A 13,742-nucleotide genomic window follows, 5' to 3' on the forward strand; every position below is an offset into this window, starting at 1 on the left:
TTATCCCTCCTTATCGCCCTTTTGCCGGATGGTCAGCCGTATCGGCGTCCCCTCCAGCCCGAAGGTATTCCGGATCTGATTTTCGATATAGCGCTGATAGGAAAAATGGAAAAGCTGGGCGTCGTTGCAGAAGCAGACGAAATGAGGGGGCTTGATCCCCACCTGTGTCATATAAAAAATCTTGAGCCGCCGCCCCTTGTCCGAAGGAGGCTGTACCCGAGCAGTGGCGTCAGCTAGGACAGAATTGAGCATGCCCGTGGTGATCCGCATGGCGGCCTGATCATTGACATAATTGATGAGCTCAAAGAGACGAGGCACCCGCTGTCCCGTCATGGCGGAGATGAATACAATCGGGGCATAGGTCATATAAGAGAGGTCCCGGCGGATATCTTCCCGCATCCGGTCCATGGTCTTATCGTCTTTTTCAATGGCATCCCACTTGTTGACCACGAGGATGGACGCCTTCCCCGCCTCATGGGCAAGGCCCGCTACCTTGGTATCCTGCTCCGTGACACCCTCGTTGGCATCGATGAGGATGAGGCACACATCGGCCCTCTCGATAGCCATAGTGGCCCGAAGTACGGAAAATTTCTCGATCCTGTCATCGACCTTGGACTTTTTTCGCATTCCCGCGGTATCGATGAACAGGTATTTGCCGGTCTCGCTTTCGAAATAGCTGTCCACCGCATCCCGGGTGGTCCCCGCCACATTGGAGACAATGACCCGTTCCTCCCCCAGAATGCGGTTAATCAAAGAGGACTTGCCCACGTTGGGCTTTCCGATGACGGCCACCTTGACCACATCATCCGGCTCGTCCTCCTCCCCGTTCTCCGGGAAGTGCTGCACACAGGCGTCCAGAAGGTCCCCTGTGCCGTGACCATGGACGGCCGAGACGGGAATGGGGTCTCCAAGTCCCAGATTATAAAACTCGTAGATATCCGGGTTGGTTGGCCCCACCTGATCGGCCTTATTCACCGCCAGCACCACCGGTTTCCGGGAACGGAGAAGCATGTTGGCCACTTCCTGGTCGGAGGCTGTGAGGCCGGTCTTAATGTCGCAGAGGAACACAATGACCGTGGCGTTTTGGATGGCGATCTCAGCTTGTCTGCGCATAAAAGTGAGAATCTCGCTGTCCGTCCCCGGCTCAATACCGCCGGTATCCACAAGATCAAAAGTGTGCCCGCACCACTCCGCCTCAGCGTAAAGTCGGTCCCGGGTGACCCCCGGGGTGTCCTCCACAATGGACAGGCGCTGTCCCACCAGCTTATTAAAGAGCATGGATTTGCCCACGTTGGGCCGGCCTACAATGGCAACAAGAGGCTTAGCCATGGGAACGTCCTCCCTCATGATATTCAAAAATCGCGTCGCACAGATCGAACCCGTCCTGATTGACAGGGGTCACCTTGACGCCCAGTTCCCGCTCCACATCTGCCAGCGTGACGTCGTCCAAAAACACGTCCTCCCCGTGGCGGAGCATGTTGACAGGAAGCAGCAGCCGTTCCCCCAGCTCCCGACCTCTTAACTGACGGATCAGGTCGCCGCCGGTAACCAACCCGGAGACATTGACGCTATGGCCGAAAAAGTCATTTAAAATGGGGTACACCGTCCCCTTAGTATGGCATTTCTCCGCCGCTCTGTCAACGATTTCCCGTATCCACGGTGCCGCGGAGGTCCCGCAGGCTGTGGAGAAGGGCGATACCGGCTTCTCCGTCGGGTCCATCAGTCCCAACGCCGCGTCAAATTCCGTTCGCAGAAGCCGCAGCATACCGACGCCGTTTTCCAGCTGCGTATAGTCCTCATAATACTCGTCCGCCGGGATATCACGGCCCGCCTTCAGATAAAATTCATCAGAGCACCAGAATACAGTGGTCCCAAATCGCTCTTTGCAGTCTGCGCCGTATGCCTCCACCATATCCACCACAGCAGCGGCCGTATCAGCCTGATAGGGCTCCAGTGGATAAAGCCCTCCGCGGTGGCGTGTCAGCCCCACCGGGACGATGGAAACACTGTTTACCCCCGGATACATGCCCGCCAAGTCCTCCATGCTCTTACGGAGGGCGGGTCCGTCATTGATCCCGGGACAAGAGACAATCTGGCAGTTCATCGTGATGCCGTTTTCTGCAAACCGCCTCATCAGCTCCAGGCCCCGCCCGCCGTTGGGAAAGCCCAGAAGCATAGAGCGTAGCGCCGGGTCCGTAGCGTGGACAGAGACGTTGATGGGCGAGATGTGCAGATCAATGATCCGTTGGGCCTCCCGGTCCGAGAGATTGGTCAAGGTGATATAGTTGCCCATAAGAAAAGAGAGGCGGGCGTCGTCATCTTTAAAATAGAGGGTGTCTCTCATTCCCTTCGGGAGCTGATCCACGAAACAAAAAATACACTTGTTGGCACAGGAGCGGGCACAGTCCATGAGATAGGTCTCAAAATTGAGCCCCATATCCTCCCCTTCCCGCTTGCGCAGCCTCACCGTCCGTGTGGTTCCGTTCTCCGCCCGCAGGGTCAACGTGAGCCTGGGATCATACCCGTAGAATTTGTAGTCCAGCACATCCACCACACGGTGACCATTAATCTCCAGAAGGGTCTCACCGGCGTGTACTCCGGCCCGTTCCACCGGGCTTCCCGCATCAACCGACTGTATCTTTGTGCTCACAGGCTCACATCCTTTGCTCCTCATCTCTGATATTCTACCCAAATTGCATGCAAAAAGAAAGAGGGGTCTCCCCCTCTTCTTTTTGCTGCCTGTTTAGTTGGCCTTTGACTCGGTCGTCTCAATCTTGCCGAACTCGCGGCCATTGTAAGTCATGCAGGACTTGCAGAGCCGGTGGGGCAGGCGGTAAGCGCCGCACTTGGGGCACTTGGTGAGGCCGGGGGTCTCCAGCTTCCACACGGAGCTGCGGCGCTTATTGCGGCGCTGCTTGGATACTTTAGACTTAGGGACTGCCATTTGTGACACCTCCTTGGCTGCCCATTCACGGGCACTGCTAGTTTACTCGCTCTCTTTGTCCTCCAATAGCTTGGCAAGCACTGCCAGCCGGGGGTCTACCTCGGGCCTGCACTGGCACACGCCGACATTCAGGTCGACGCCGCAGCCGGCACAGATACCCTTGCAGTCCTCTGAGCAGAGGTTCTTGGTATCCATCGCGAGGACAAATGCCGTGGTCGCCACCTCGCCCAGGTCCACCTCATCACCGTCCAGCAGGACAATCTCACCATCGTTGGCCTCATCGGCCAGTTCGGTGGCGAGGAGTGTAGAGATGGGAACCACCTTCTCTCTTGTAAACGGCTTTGCACACCGGTCACAAACCAGGTGGAGCGTGGTGGAGGCTGTCCCCTCCAGCACCAGCGCACCCGCCATATTCCGGACCTGTCCCGTTACAGATATGGGACGGTCGATAGGCCGGATGCCGCTGAACTCCAAGTCGGACAGGTCCAACTGGAAAACGAACGGACGGACCGCCCCGGGTACGTGGATGATGTCTTTCAGGTTCAGTCGCATGGCACACCTCGCATAATGGCACGTCAAATATTATAGTCAAGAGTTTTGTCAATGTCAAATACTTTCTTCACTTTTTTTCTTTTTATGATACAATATCCTCAGTGGACAAGGGCCAGCAGGGTTTTTCGGGGTAGAAATCACATCCAGCCTCGTTATCCTCGTTGCCGGGCGCCGGTCCGGCCGCCTCGTCTGCCTTGCGCTGCCGTACCATTCAGATGTCCAAAATTATGACTGCGGAGGTCCCCCCTGTTTTATGAAAGAATTCACTATTGGAAAAAATGACGCCGGACAGAGGCTGGACCGCTGGCTGGGCAAGGCTGTTCCTCTCCTCCCCGCTCCACTCGCTCAGAAATACATTCGTCTCAAAAGAGTGAAGCTCAATGGAAAGGGAGCCAAGCGGGATACACGCCTGAATCCGGGAGACCTGCTTGCACTCTATATCAATGATGAGTTTTTTGACGCCCCTGCGCCGGAAAACGCCTTTCTGTCCGTCTTTCAGCCCCAACTGGATATTGTCTATGAGGACGAGAACCTTCTCTTGGTCAATAAGCGCCCGGGCCTTGTGGTCCACCCTGACGAGCATGAATATGTCAACACGCTCATCACCCATATACAGGCCTATCTATATCAGAAAAATGAGTGGAATCCGAAACAGGAAAACGCCTTTACACCAGCTCTCTGCAACCGGATTGACCGCAATACCGGCGGCATCGTTATCGCTGCAAAGACCGCAGAGGCCCTGCGCATCATGAACCAAAAGGTAAAGGATCGGGAGATCGAGAAATATTACCTCTGCGCCATCCACGGAAAGATGGCTCCTCTGTCCGGAAAGCTGGAGGGCTACATCGTCAAAGATGAGGCCAGGAACCAGGTGACGGTCCACTCTCATCCAGTCACCGGCGGACGCACCGCCGTGACCCTTTATCGGACCCTTCAGATGAAAAACGGACTGTCCCTGGTAGAGTGTGAGTTGGTGACCGGACGCACTCACCAAATCCGCGCCCAATTCGCCGCGGCAGGCCACCCGCTGTTGGGGGACGGAAAATACGGCCGGAATCGGGACAACCGGCGCTACGACCGCAAATTCCAGGCGCTGTGGTCCTACCGTCTGGTCTTTTCCTTCACGACAGATGCCGGTATTCTGGAACCCTTGAACGGCCGGAGCTGGCAGGTCGATCATGTGGATTTTGTGGATGAGTATTTCGGCAAGGCGCTTCCCGGTGCGTCATTCAACGGCAAAACTCGCACACTTCCAAACAAATGAGCCGTGATAAAGTGCCCCCTGACGCAGAAGAAGCACTGCGTCAGGGGGCGTTGCTGCGCTGCCCTTTTGTTCCGGAATTCGACAGCCAATCACGCCGGGTACTTCAGGGCCACTAATTCCTCCAGGTTCTCACAAAGCCTTCTTCTCTTTGTGGGCGGTTGCCGTTTATCTACCTGTGAGCGGTGGAGCCGCTCTGGATCGAAAGCCAAAGAAAAACGTACCTTTTCCCTCTTGTTTCTCAGCACCTGTACAGGCGAGATGAGATGTAATAAACCCTGGCCCAAAATCCTTCAAAAATTTACTTGGAATTGCATTGACTTTTCCGGCGATACCATATATATTGAAGCTTGCTATATTTCGTGCGATTTCGGGGCCTGTGAAGGCGGGCCTCCTGACAGAACGGGGGAGGATAAATGTCCAAAGAGCTCATCCGCTTGTCGGATCTCAGAATGGTGTTTGATGATGAGGTCGTGCTGAACTCCATCAACCTCTATATCAACGATAAGGAATTCCTCACGCTGCTCGGCCCCAGTGGCTGTGGCAAGACAACCACTCTGCGGATCATCGGTGGTTTTCAGTCGCCCACCTCTGGAGACGTGTTTTTCGACGGCGTGAGGATTAATGATGTTCCTCCCCATAAGCGGAAGGTCAACACCGTATTCCAGAAGTACGCCCTGTTTACCCATATGAACCTTTTTGAAAACATCGCTTTCGGCCTGCGGATCGCCAAGGTGCCCGAAAAAGAGATCGAACAGCGGGTTAACGAGGCCCTGGAACTGGTCAATCTCCCCGGCTATGGCAAGCGCAGCGTGGATTCTCTCTCCGGCGGTCAGCAGCAGCGGATTGCCATCGCCCGCGCGATTGTCAACCGTCCCCAAGTCCTCCTTCTCGATGAACCTTTGGGTGCGTTAGACCTGAAACTGCGCAAGGATATGCAGATCGAGCTGAAGAAGATCCAGCAGCAGGTGGGGATCACCTTTATCTACGTGACCCACGACCAAGAGGAGGCCCTCACCATGTCCGACACCATCGTGGTCATGGACAAGGGGAACATCCAGCAGATTGGCTCTCCCACCGATATCTACAATGAGCCCAAGAACGCATTCGTGGCCGATTTCATCGGGGAGTCCAACATCATTGACGGCATCATGCATGCCGATGGTGTGGTAGGCATGTATGGAAAGAAATTTTCCTGCGTAGACAGCGGCTTTCAAAAAGATGAGCCGGTGGATGTGGTCATTCGCCCCGAGGATATCGATATCGTGCCGGAAGAAGAGGGACAGCTCACGGGCACGGTTACGGAGGTCACCTTTAAGGGAGTCCACTATGACATCATCGTGGATTTCCGCGGTTTTAAGTGGCTCATTCAGACCACCGACTTCTCTCCTGTAGGGGCGAAAATCGGCGTGAAGATCGATCCTGACGGCTTCCATATCATGAAAAAGAGCTCCTATTCCGGCAAGTTCGGCGACTACAGCTCCTACAGCGACGAGTATGACGAGCTCAGTGAAGACGCGGAGGACGCCGATGAAGAATAAGGCGATCTCCTATCCATATGTGGGGTGGATGGGTCTTTTTGTGGTAGCCCCTATTCTCATCATTACCCTATATGCCTTTACCACCGACGGCGGCGGCTTTACCCTGTCCAATTTTCAGGATATGGCACAATACACCTCGGCTTTCGGCCGTTCTTTTCTTCTCGCAGCCATCGCAACAGTCGTCTGCCTTTTGATCGGCTATCCCCTTGCCTATCTGCTGGCGCGGGAATCCGGCTGGCTCCACCGCATGGCCAACATGCTCATTATGCTGCCTATGTGGATGAACTTTCTGCTCCGGACTTACTCCTGGAAATTTCTTTTGGAGCGCCATGGCCTTATCAACACCCTGCTGGGTCTTTTGGGACTGGGCCCCTTTCAGATGATTGACACCCAAGGTGCGATCGTGCTGGGCATGGTCTACAACTTTCTGCCCTACATGGTTCTGCCCATCTTTTCCGTCATTGAAAAAATCGACCCCAAAGTCATCGAGGCCGCGCAGGACTTAGGCGCGGACAGCATCACTGTATTTCGTCGTGTGATCCTGCCGCTCTCTCTCCCCGGCGTCCTTTCCGGAATCACCATGGTGTTCATCCCCTCTGTTTCCACCTTTGCCATCTCCCGCCTTTTGGGCGGCAGCAAGACGCTGCTGCTGGGCAACCTGATCGATATGCAGTTCTTGGGCAGTGCCTATAACCCCCATCTCGGCAGCGCCATTTCCCTAGTCATGATGGTGATCGTTATGGTCTGCATGGCTGTTATGAATCACTTCGGTGACGGAGAGGAGGGCGTGACGCTGTGAAAAAAAACGGTATTCTGGGGCGTTTTTTTCTTCTTCTCTGCTTTCTCTTTCTGTATGCGCCCATTCTGGTTCTGGTGGTCTTTTCCTTTAACGCATCCAAGTCCAAGGCGGTTTGGGCCGGTTTTACGCTGGACTGGTATGTAGAGCTGTTCCATAATGATATGATTTTGAACGCCCTCTGGGTCACGCTGGCCGTCTCCACCCTGGCCGCATTCCTTTCCACCATTATGGGCACCGCCGCAGCCATTGGATTCCGAAATCTGAAGCGCAGGTCCCGCAACGTCTTCATGACCATCAATAACATTCCTCTGACCAACGCGGACATCATTACCGGCGTATCCATGATGCTCCTTTTTTTGTTTGGAGTGGCCGCGTTTAACGGCTCTCTTGGTCAGCTTCTGGGCGTGAAATGGAATATGGGGTTTGTAACCCTGCTTATCGCACATATCACCTTTGACGTGCCCAATGTGATCCTCTCCGTCATGCCCAAGCTACGTCAACTCGATCCCAATATCTATGAGGCGGCGCAGGACCTTGGCGACCACGGTTTTCACGCTTTCCGCAGCGTCATTCTTCCGGAAATCATGCCGGGCGTGGTGAACGGTCTCATCATCGCCTTCACCTTGTCCATCGATGATTTCGTCATCAGTTATTTTACCGCCGGCGCACAGACCCAGACTCTCTCCATGGTCATCTACTCCATGGCGAAAAAACGGGTCAGCCCTGAGATCAACGCCCTCTCCACCCTGCTCTTTGCAGCTGTGGTGATTCTGATGGTCATCGTCAATCTGCGTCAAGCCAGCCAAGAGCGCCGTCGTAAGATGCAGCAGGCAGCCCTCACCGCCCATTCCTGATTTGGTATCTGGGGCCGGATGACCCTTGGTATATCTCTATCCTTATTATTTTGAAAGGGGAAAAAGAAAGCAATTGAAAAAGACTCTGGCATTGCTGCTGGCCTCAGCCAGTGTGCTCACCCTGGCTCTCACCGCTTGCGGTGGGAGCGGAACTTCGTCCGGCAACGACGCCTCCGGCGGCGTGGTCAACGTCTACAACTGGGGCGAATACATCGATATGTCGGTGCTAGACGACTTTACGGCCGAAACCGGGATCAAGGTCAATTACCAGACCTATGACTCCAATGAAGCGATGTATGGCAAGTTGGCCGGCGGGTCCGGCGGCTATGACGTGATCATTCCTTCCGATTATATGATTGGGCAGATGATCGAGGAGGATATGCTGGAGCCCTTGAATTTTGATCATATCCCTAATTTTCAGGATATCGACCCTTCCCTGCTGAACCCCGAATATGATCCCGAAAATCTTTACTCCGTGCCCTATATGTTTGGTATTTTGGGCATTATCTATAATCCTACCATGGTGGACGAGGGCGAGGATATGGAGACTTGGGATGTTCTCTGGAATGAAAAATATGCCGGGGACATCCTTATGTTCGACAATTCTCGGGACACCATTGGTATCTCACTCAAACGCCTGGGCTACTCTTATAACACCACAGACTCCGCACAAATCGAAGAGGCTGTGGATCAGTTGATTGCGCAGAAGCCCCTTTTGCAGGCCTATGTTATGGATGATATTTTTGAAAAGTTGGAGGGCGAGAACGCGGCCATCGGCGTCTATTATTACGGGGACTATCTGACCATGAAAGAAAATAACGACGTCCTGGCCTTTGCCCTGCCCCGTGAGGGTACTAACCGCTATGTGGACGCCATGTGCATTCCCAAAGGCGCTGAAAACAAGGAGAACGCCGAAAAGTTCATCAACTTTATGTGCTCCACTGCCGCAGGCCTTAAAAACTGTGAGGAGACTTGGTATTCCACGCCCCTGCTCTCCGTCCGCGAGGAGTTGGGGGCCGAGGTAGTCGAAGACTCCTTCGCCTATCCCGACATGGCCTTTATGTCCGAGCAGTGCGAAACCTTCTCCTGCCTGCCAGCTGAGATCCGCACGCTCTACAATGATCAGTGGGTCCGTCTGATGAACGCCTCCTGACACATGACCCGTCCGCCGTGCTTCCGGCGGACGGGTTTTTCTCTTGCAAACAGGCGAAATTTGGGCTACACTATTACCAATTCTACTTTTACAAAGGAGTTGTTTCTTATGTCGCTTGTCATCGGCCTGAAGGGCCGTGCCGAGACCGTGGTCACTGACCAGAATACTGCCGCTGCCGCAGGCTCCGGTCTTGTCCCCGTATTTGCCACCCCCTGGATGGTGGCCCTGATGGAGCACGCCGCAGTCGACGCCACGGCCGGCTGCCTCTCTGAGGGTGAGGGCACCGTGGGGACCCGCCTAGACATCACTCACGACGCCGCCACTCCCATCGGCATGAAGGTCTGGGCAGAGGCGGAACTCACAGAAATCAATGGCAAGGCCCTCACCTTCTCCGTAGTGGCCTATGACGAGAGCGGCCTGATCGGAAAAGGGGTCCACGGGCGCTTTATCATCGCCGTAGACCGCTTCCTGGCCAAGGCTGAAAAGAAGAGAGAGGTCCGGTAACATGGCGATTGAAAAGGTGCGCGCCTTTTTCCGGACGAAGGGGCTGGAAGATCGGATTCGGGAGTTTGACGTCTCCAGCGCCACTGTGGAGCTGGCGGCGCAGGCTGTGGGTTGTGAACCGGCCCGCATTGGCAAGACCCTCTCCTTTCTCCATGAGGACGGGGCGCTTCTCATTGTCTGCGCCGGGGACGCCAAAATCGACAACAGCAAGTTCAAAGGGCAGTTCCACCATAAAGCCACCATGCTTACGCCGGATCAGGTCCTGGAATTTACCGGAGATATCATTGGCGGCGTATGTCCCTTCGCGATTGAGCACTCCAATGTGATCACCTATCTGGATATCTCACTGCAGCGCTTCACCACTGTCTTTCCTGCGGCAGGAAGCGCCAACTCCGCCGTAGAGCTCTCCCTGTCTGAGCTGGAACAGTGCGCCGGGAGCGCGGGATGGATCGATGTATGCAAAGGCTGGCAGGAGACTTGAGAAGAATCGGCAGCCACTGAAGCTCTGACCGCCGGTCTTTTGAGCCGTGAGCAGCTCCAAAAGCTTTTACAATAAAAACCGGGTGTGCGCCCTTGTTTTTGGCGCACACCCGGTTTTTATTGCTCAACTCTCATGGTCGCTCTGATGGAAGGTTTTCAGATTGCCGATTTTTTGACTTCGGCGGTCCAGCTCGTCCATAACTGCCTCAAGAGGGATGTTCTGTTCCACCATCAGCACAGTGAGGTGGTAGAGCAGATCGGAAATCTCTCCCACGGTCTCCTCCTGTATGCCGTTTTTGGCCGCGATCAAGGTCTCGCTGCACTCTTCCCCCACCTTTTTGAGTATCTTGTCCAGTCCCTTCTCAAAGAGATAGTAGGTATATGAGCCCTCCTGTGGGTTGACACGGCGGTCCTGAACCACGGTATAAAGCTTTTTCCATGTGTCGTTCATCTTCCGTCCTCCTGAATGAGATTAAAAAAGCAGCTTCTGGCTCCTGTATGGCAGGCAGGGCCGTCCGGCCGGCAGAAATACAGCAGCGTATCGGTGTCGCAGTCCGTCAGAATTTTGACGACATGGAGGAAGTTGCCCGAGGTCTCCCCCTTATTCCACAACTGTTTCCGGCTGCGACTCCAAAACCATGCAGTCCGTGTCTTTAGCGTCAAGTCCACCGCCTCGCGGTTGGTGAACCCCAGCATCAAAACATCTTTTGTATCTGCATCCTGGATGATAACAGGAATCAAATCTGATTTCTGAAACAGTTGATCCAGCTCAAACATGGCGTTCCTCTCATTTCTCCCAGGGCGGCGTCTCCTCTTTCCAATCCCATGGGTCCTCTTTTCTGCCTTTCTCCCGCTTTACCGACCTCTTTGGGGTGGCTTTCATTGTCTTCTCTCGCCTGGTCCTCCCCGTCCCCGAGGAAAATGCGGCCTCCGTAAGTTCGCCGACAACATCCAAAGCCAGCTCGATGATATCATCCAGCATACCGTCACCTCACAGGGATATTCCGCGCTCTGAGGAACTCCTTGACCACCGGAACCGTCAGCTCTCCAAAGTGAAAAAGAGAAGCCGCCAGCGCGGCGTCGCAGCCGGTGGTCTCAAAGGCCTGGGCAAAGTGCTCCAGTGAGCCGCAGCCACCCGAAGCGATCACGGGGATCCCCACCGCCGCAGTGACCTCCCGCGTCATGTCCAAATCAAATCCAGTCTTGGTCCCGTCGGCATCCATGGAGGTGAGAAGGATCTCACCTGCCCCCAGTGCTTCCCCTTTCTTGGCCCACTCCACTGCATCCAGCCCCGTGGGGGTGCGGCCTCCCGCCACCACCACCTCATAGGTGCCGTCGCCCCTGCTTCTGGCGTCGATAGCCAGGACCACACACTGCGAGCCAAACCGTTCCGCCGCCCGCGAAATAAGGGTGGGGTCCTTCACTGCGGCGGAATTTACAGAAATCTTGTCCGCCCCTGCCCGCAACAAAAGTTGAAAATCCTCCAGTGTGCGGATTCCTCCTCCCACCGTCAAAGGGACAAAAACCTGCTCCGCCGTCCGCTCCACTACATCGGCCACCGTGGCCCGGCCATCACTGGTGGCTGTAATATCCAAAAACACAATTTCATCTGCGCCCTGATCGGAATAATAGCGCGCCAACTCCACCGGATCCCCCGCATCCCGAATCTGGACGAAATTGACTCCCTTGACGACTCGGCCATCCCGCACATCCAAGCAGGGAATGATCCGCTTGGCTAACATTGTGCCCCCGCCTCCTTTATGGCCTCCGCCAAGTCAATGGTTCCGGCGTAATATGCCTTTCCAATGATGGCTCCATAGAGCCCCATATCCCGCAGGCGCCTGACGTCATCCAGCGTAGTCACCCCACCGGACGCCACAATATCACAATTGACGGCACGCTGAAGATCGGAGAGCTGCACAAAGGAGGGGCCGGAGAGCATACCATCTGTCGCAATATCTGTAAAGATAATTGTCCTTACGCCTTTTCCCTCCATCTGCCGCGCAAATTCCACGCAGTCCAAGCCCGAGTCTTCCTCCCAGCCGGCGGTTCGCACCCTGCCGTTCAGGCAATCAATCCCAACGGCTACTCTCTCGGAGCCCCACTGCGAGAGGGCATAGTCCACCACTTCGGGATGTGAGACTGCGGCGGAGCCGATCACAGCTCTTGCTGCACCGGACTCCACCACCGTAATGACATCCGGTATGGATTTGATACCCCCCCCCAGTTCCACCCGCAGGCCGGACTGCTGAATCACTTCGTAAATATAGGGGAAGTTCTTTCTCACTCCGTCCCTCGCACCATCCAAATCCACCATATGAACCCATTTGGCTCCGGCATCTGCAAACCGCTTTGCGGTCTCCAATGCGCTGTCTGCCACTTGATGTGCGGTACGAAACACGCCCTTATGAAGGCGGACGCAGCGACCATCCTTCATATCTATGGCCGGTAAAAGTATCATTGGTTCAACTCCCCAAAATTTTTCAGAATCTGCAGCCCGGTTTCTCCACTTTTCTCCGGATGGAACTGGCAGCCAAACACAGTCCCATGGGATACCGCGGCCACCACCGAAGGTCCATACTCGGTACGGGCGATCACGTCGCCCTCGTCGGCGGCTACGCCACAGTAGGAATGTACAAAATAGACGTATTTCCCATCCTCCAGCCCCCGGAAGAGCGGGGACCCGTTCTGAAATCGAAGGCTGTTCCAACCGATATGGGGCAGCTTGCAGTCGGTCTCAAGCCGCTTTACACGGCCATGGACAAGTCCTAACCCTTTACATGCCCTAACCTCTTCCCCCTCGTCAAACAGGAGCTGCATCCCCAGGCATATCCCCAAAATCGGCTTTTTCTCTGCCTGCACGGCCAAGACCCGGTCCAACCCCGGAGCCCGCAGCCGCTCCATTGCGTCCGGGAAGGCGCCGACCCCCGGCAGAATGATGGCATCCGCCCGTTCCAACTCCTTTGCGTCACTGGTGATACATGTCTTCATCCCCAGGTATGTCATGGCATTGGTCACACTTTTTAAATTCCCGACTCCATAATCCACAATTGCCGTAAAGCTATTTGACATTACAAAACTCCCTTAGTCGAGGTGACCTCCTGCCCCTCCACACGTACCGCATCCTTCATCGCCAGACCCAGCGACTTAAAAAGCGCCTCTGTGATATGATGGGCATTCTTCCCATAAACTCCCCTTTGGTGGAGCGTGATTCCTCCATTGAAGGCCAGGGCCCGCATAAATTCTTCGGTCAAACAGGAATCATAGTCTCCAATCCGTTCCTGCGGCATGTCGGCATCAAAAACCAAAAACGCCCTGCCGGAGAAATCCAGCGATGTAAAGGCCAGCGCCTCATCCATCGGTACATAGGCGCTCCCGAAACGACGGATTCCCCGCTTATCTCCCAACGCCTCCCGAATGGCCTGGCCTAAAACGATCCCCGTATCCTCCACCGTATGATGGCCGTCCACGTTCAGATCTCCACGCGCCGTCAGATCCAGCCCAAATCCCGCATAAAAGGCCATCGCGTGGAGCATATGGTCCAAAAAGCCGATCCCGGTATCCACTCGGACCTCTCCTCCTCCCAAATTCAGCCTAGCCTGGATGGAGGTCTCCTTTGTTTCCCGGGAAATATTGGAAATTCGTGCCATCGTA

General features: G+C 55.0%; 18 protein-coding genes. 7 read left to right on the forward strand and 11 right to left on the reverse strand.

The features are described from left to right. The 4 genes from der to SRB521_RS08755 form a co-directional block, all read right to left on the reverse strand. Nucleotides 1–1,329, reverse strand: a complete 1,329-nt coding sequence (der, locus tag SRB521_RS08740) for a ribosome biogenesis GTPase Der (RefSeq protein ID WP_116721699.1) — start codon at nt 1,327–1,329, stop codon at nt 1–3. Beyond that, nucleotides 1,322–2,650, reverse strand: coding sequence for a DUF512 domain-containing protein (locus tag SRB521_RS08745; RefSeq protein ID WP_334250496.1), 1,329 nt, complete (start codon nt 2,648–2,650; stop codon nt 1,322–1,324). The genes der and SRB521_RS08745 overlap by 8 nt, the downstream gene beginning before the upstream one ends. Nucleotides 2,651–2,743: 93 nt before the next feature. Continuing rightward, entirely contained in the window at nt 2,744–2,944 is a 201-nt protein-coding gene (rpmF, locus tag SRB521_RS08750) for a 50S ribosomal protein L32 (RefSeq protein ID WP_075703819.1), read from the reverse strand. A 42-nt stretch (nt 2,945–2,986) separates the two neighbouring features. Continuing rightward, on the reverse strand, nt 2,987–3,496 hold the full coding sequence (locus tag SRB521_RS08755; protein ID WP_033117233.1) for a YceD family protein: 510 nt from the start codon (nt 3,494–3,496) through the stop codon (nt 2,987–2,989). A 253-nt stretch (nt 3,497–3,749) separates the two neighbouring features. Here SRB521_RS08755 and SRB521_RS08760 point away from each other — a divergent pair, with 253 nt between their 5' ends. The 7 genes from SRB521_RS08760 (at nt 3,750) to SRB521_RS08790 (ending at nt 10,089) form a co-directional block, all read left to right on the forward strand. Then, on the forward strand, nt 3,750–4,760 hold the full coding sequence (locus SRB521_RS08760) for an RluA family pseudouridine synthase (RefSeq protein WP_033117232.1): 1,011 nt from the start codon (nt 3,750–3,752) through the stop codon (nt 4,758–4,760). 413 nt (nt 4,761–5,173) lie between these two features. Beyond that, entirely contained in the window at nt 5,174–6,298 is a 1,125-nt protein-coding gene (locus tag SRB521_RS08765) for an ABC transporter ATP-binding protein (protein ID WP_033117231.1), read from the forward strand. Then, nucleotides 6,288–7,097: an ABC transporter permease gene (locus SRB521_RS08770; RefSeq protein WP_116721701.1), complete on the forward strand. Its 810-nt coding sequence runs from the start codon at nt 6,288–6,290 to the stop codon at nt 7,095–7,097. The genes SRB521_RS08765 and SRB521_RS08770 overlap by 11 nt, the downstream gene beginning before the upstream one ends. After that, complete coding sequence (locus tag SRB521_RS08775) at nt 7,094–7,951, forward strand: ABC transporter permease (RefSeq protein WP_116721702.1); 858 nt, start codon at nt 7,094–7,096, stop codon at nt 7,949–7,951. Before SRB521_RS08770 ends, SRB521_RS08775 begins: the two co-directional genes overlap by 4 nt. 73 nt (nt 7,952–8,024) lie before the next feature. Then, nucleotides 8,025–9,104, forward strand: coding sequence for an ABC transporter substrate-binding protein (locus SRB521_RS08780; protein WP_075705425.1), 1,080 nt, complete (start codon nt 8,025–8,027; stop codon nt 9,102–9,104). Between the two features lie 108 nt (nt 9,105–9,212). Continuing rightward, a complete protein-coding gene (locus tag SRB521_RS08785; RefSeq protein WP_075703817.1) occupies nt 9,213–9,608 on the forward strand; it encodes a thioesterase family protein in 396 nt (131 codons plus the stop codon). A 1-nt stretch (nt 9,609) separates the two neighbouring features. After that, nucleotides 9,610–10,089, forward strand: a complete 480-nt coding sequence (locus tag SRB521_RS08790) for a YbaK/EbsC family protein (protein ID WP_116721703.1) — start codon at nt 9,610–9,612, stop codon at nt 10,087–10,089. A gap of 123 nt (nt 10,090–10,212) precedes the next feature. Here the strand turns inward: SRB521_RS08790 and hisE are convergent, their stop codons facing one another. The 7 genes from hisE to hisB are packed head-to-tail and all read right to left on the reverse strand — an operon-like array spanning nt 10,213 to nt 13,738. Further along, complete coding sequence (gene hisE / locus SRB521_RS08795) at nt 10,213–10,539, reverse strand: phosphoribosyl-ATP diphosphatase (RefSeq protein ID WP_116721704.1); 327 nt, start codon at nt 10,537–10,539, stop codon at nt 10,213–10,215. After that, a complete protein-coding gene (gene hisI / locus SRB521_RS08800; protein ID WP_033117225.1) occupies nt 10,536–10,865 on the reverse strand; it encodes a phosphoribosyl-AMP cyclohydrolase in 330 nt (109 codons plus the stop codon). The genes hisE and hisI overlap by 4 nt, the downstream gene beginning before the upstream one ends. Before the next feature lie 10 nt (nt 10,866–10,875). Then, nucleotides 10,876–11,070, reverse strand: coding sequence for a hypothetical protein (locus SRB521_RS08805; RefSeq protein ID WP_116721705.1), 195 nt, complete (start codon nt 11,068–11,070; stop codon nt 10,876–10,878). 4 nt (nt 11,071–11,074) lie between these two features. Next, on the reverse strand, nt 11,075–11,830 hold the full coding sequence (gene hisF / locus SRB521_RS08810) for an imidazole glycerol phosphate synthase subunit HisF (protein ID WP_075703813.1): 756 nt from the start codon (nt 11,828–11,830) through the stop codon (nt 11,075–11,077). After that, nucleotides 11,824–12,549 carry a 1-(5-phosphoribosyl)-5-[(5-phosphoribosylamino)methylideneamino]imidazole-4-carboxamide isomerase gene (gene hisA, locus SRB521_RS08815; protein ID WP_058117659.1) on the reverse strand — a complete coding sequence of 242 codons (726 nt, stop codon included), beginning with the start codon at nt 12,547–12,549 and terminating at the stop codon, nt 11,824–11,826. Before hisA ends, hisF begins: the two co-directional genes overlap by 7 nt. Further along, a complete protein-coding gene (hisH, locus tag SRB521_RS08820) occupies nt 12,546–13,160 on the reverse strand; it encodes an imidazole glycerol phosphate synthase subunit HisH (protein WP_116721706.1) in 615 nt (204 codons plus the stop codon). Before hisH ends, hisA begins: the two co-directional genes overlap by 4 nt. Further along, a complete protein-coding gene (gene hisB, locus SRB521_RS08825) occupies nt 13,160–13,738 on the reverse strand; it encodes an imidazoleglycerol-phosphate dehydratase HisB (RefSeq protein ID WP_075703811.1) in 579 nt (192 codons plus the stop codon). Before hisB ends, hisH begins: the two co-directional genes overlap by 1 nt. Between the last annotated feature and the right edge of the window lie 4 nt (nt 13,739–13,742).

Origin of the sequence: Intestinimonas butyriciproducens, assembly GCF_004154955.1 — a bacterium.
Lineage (GTDB): Bacteria > Bacillota > Clostridia > Oscillospirales > Oscillospiraceae > Intestinimonas > Intestinimonas butyriciproducens.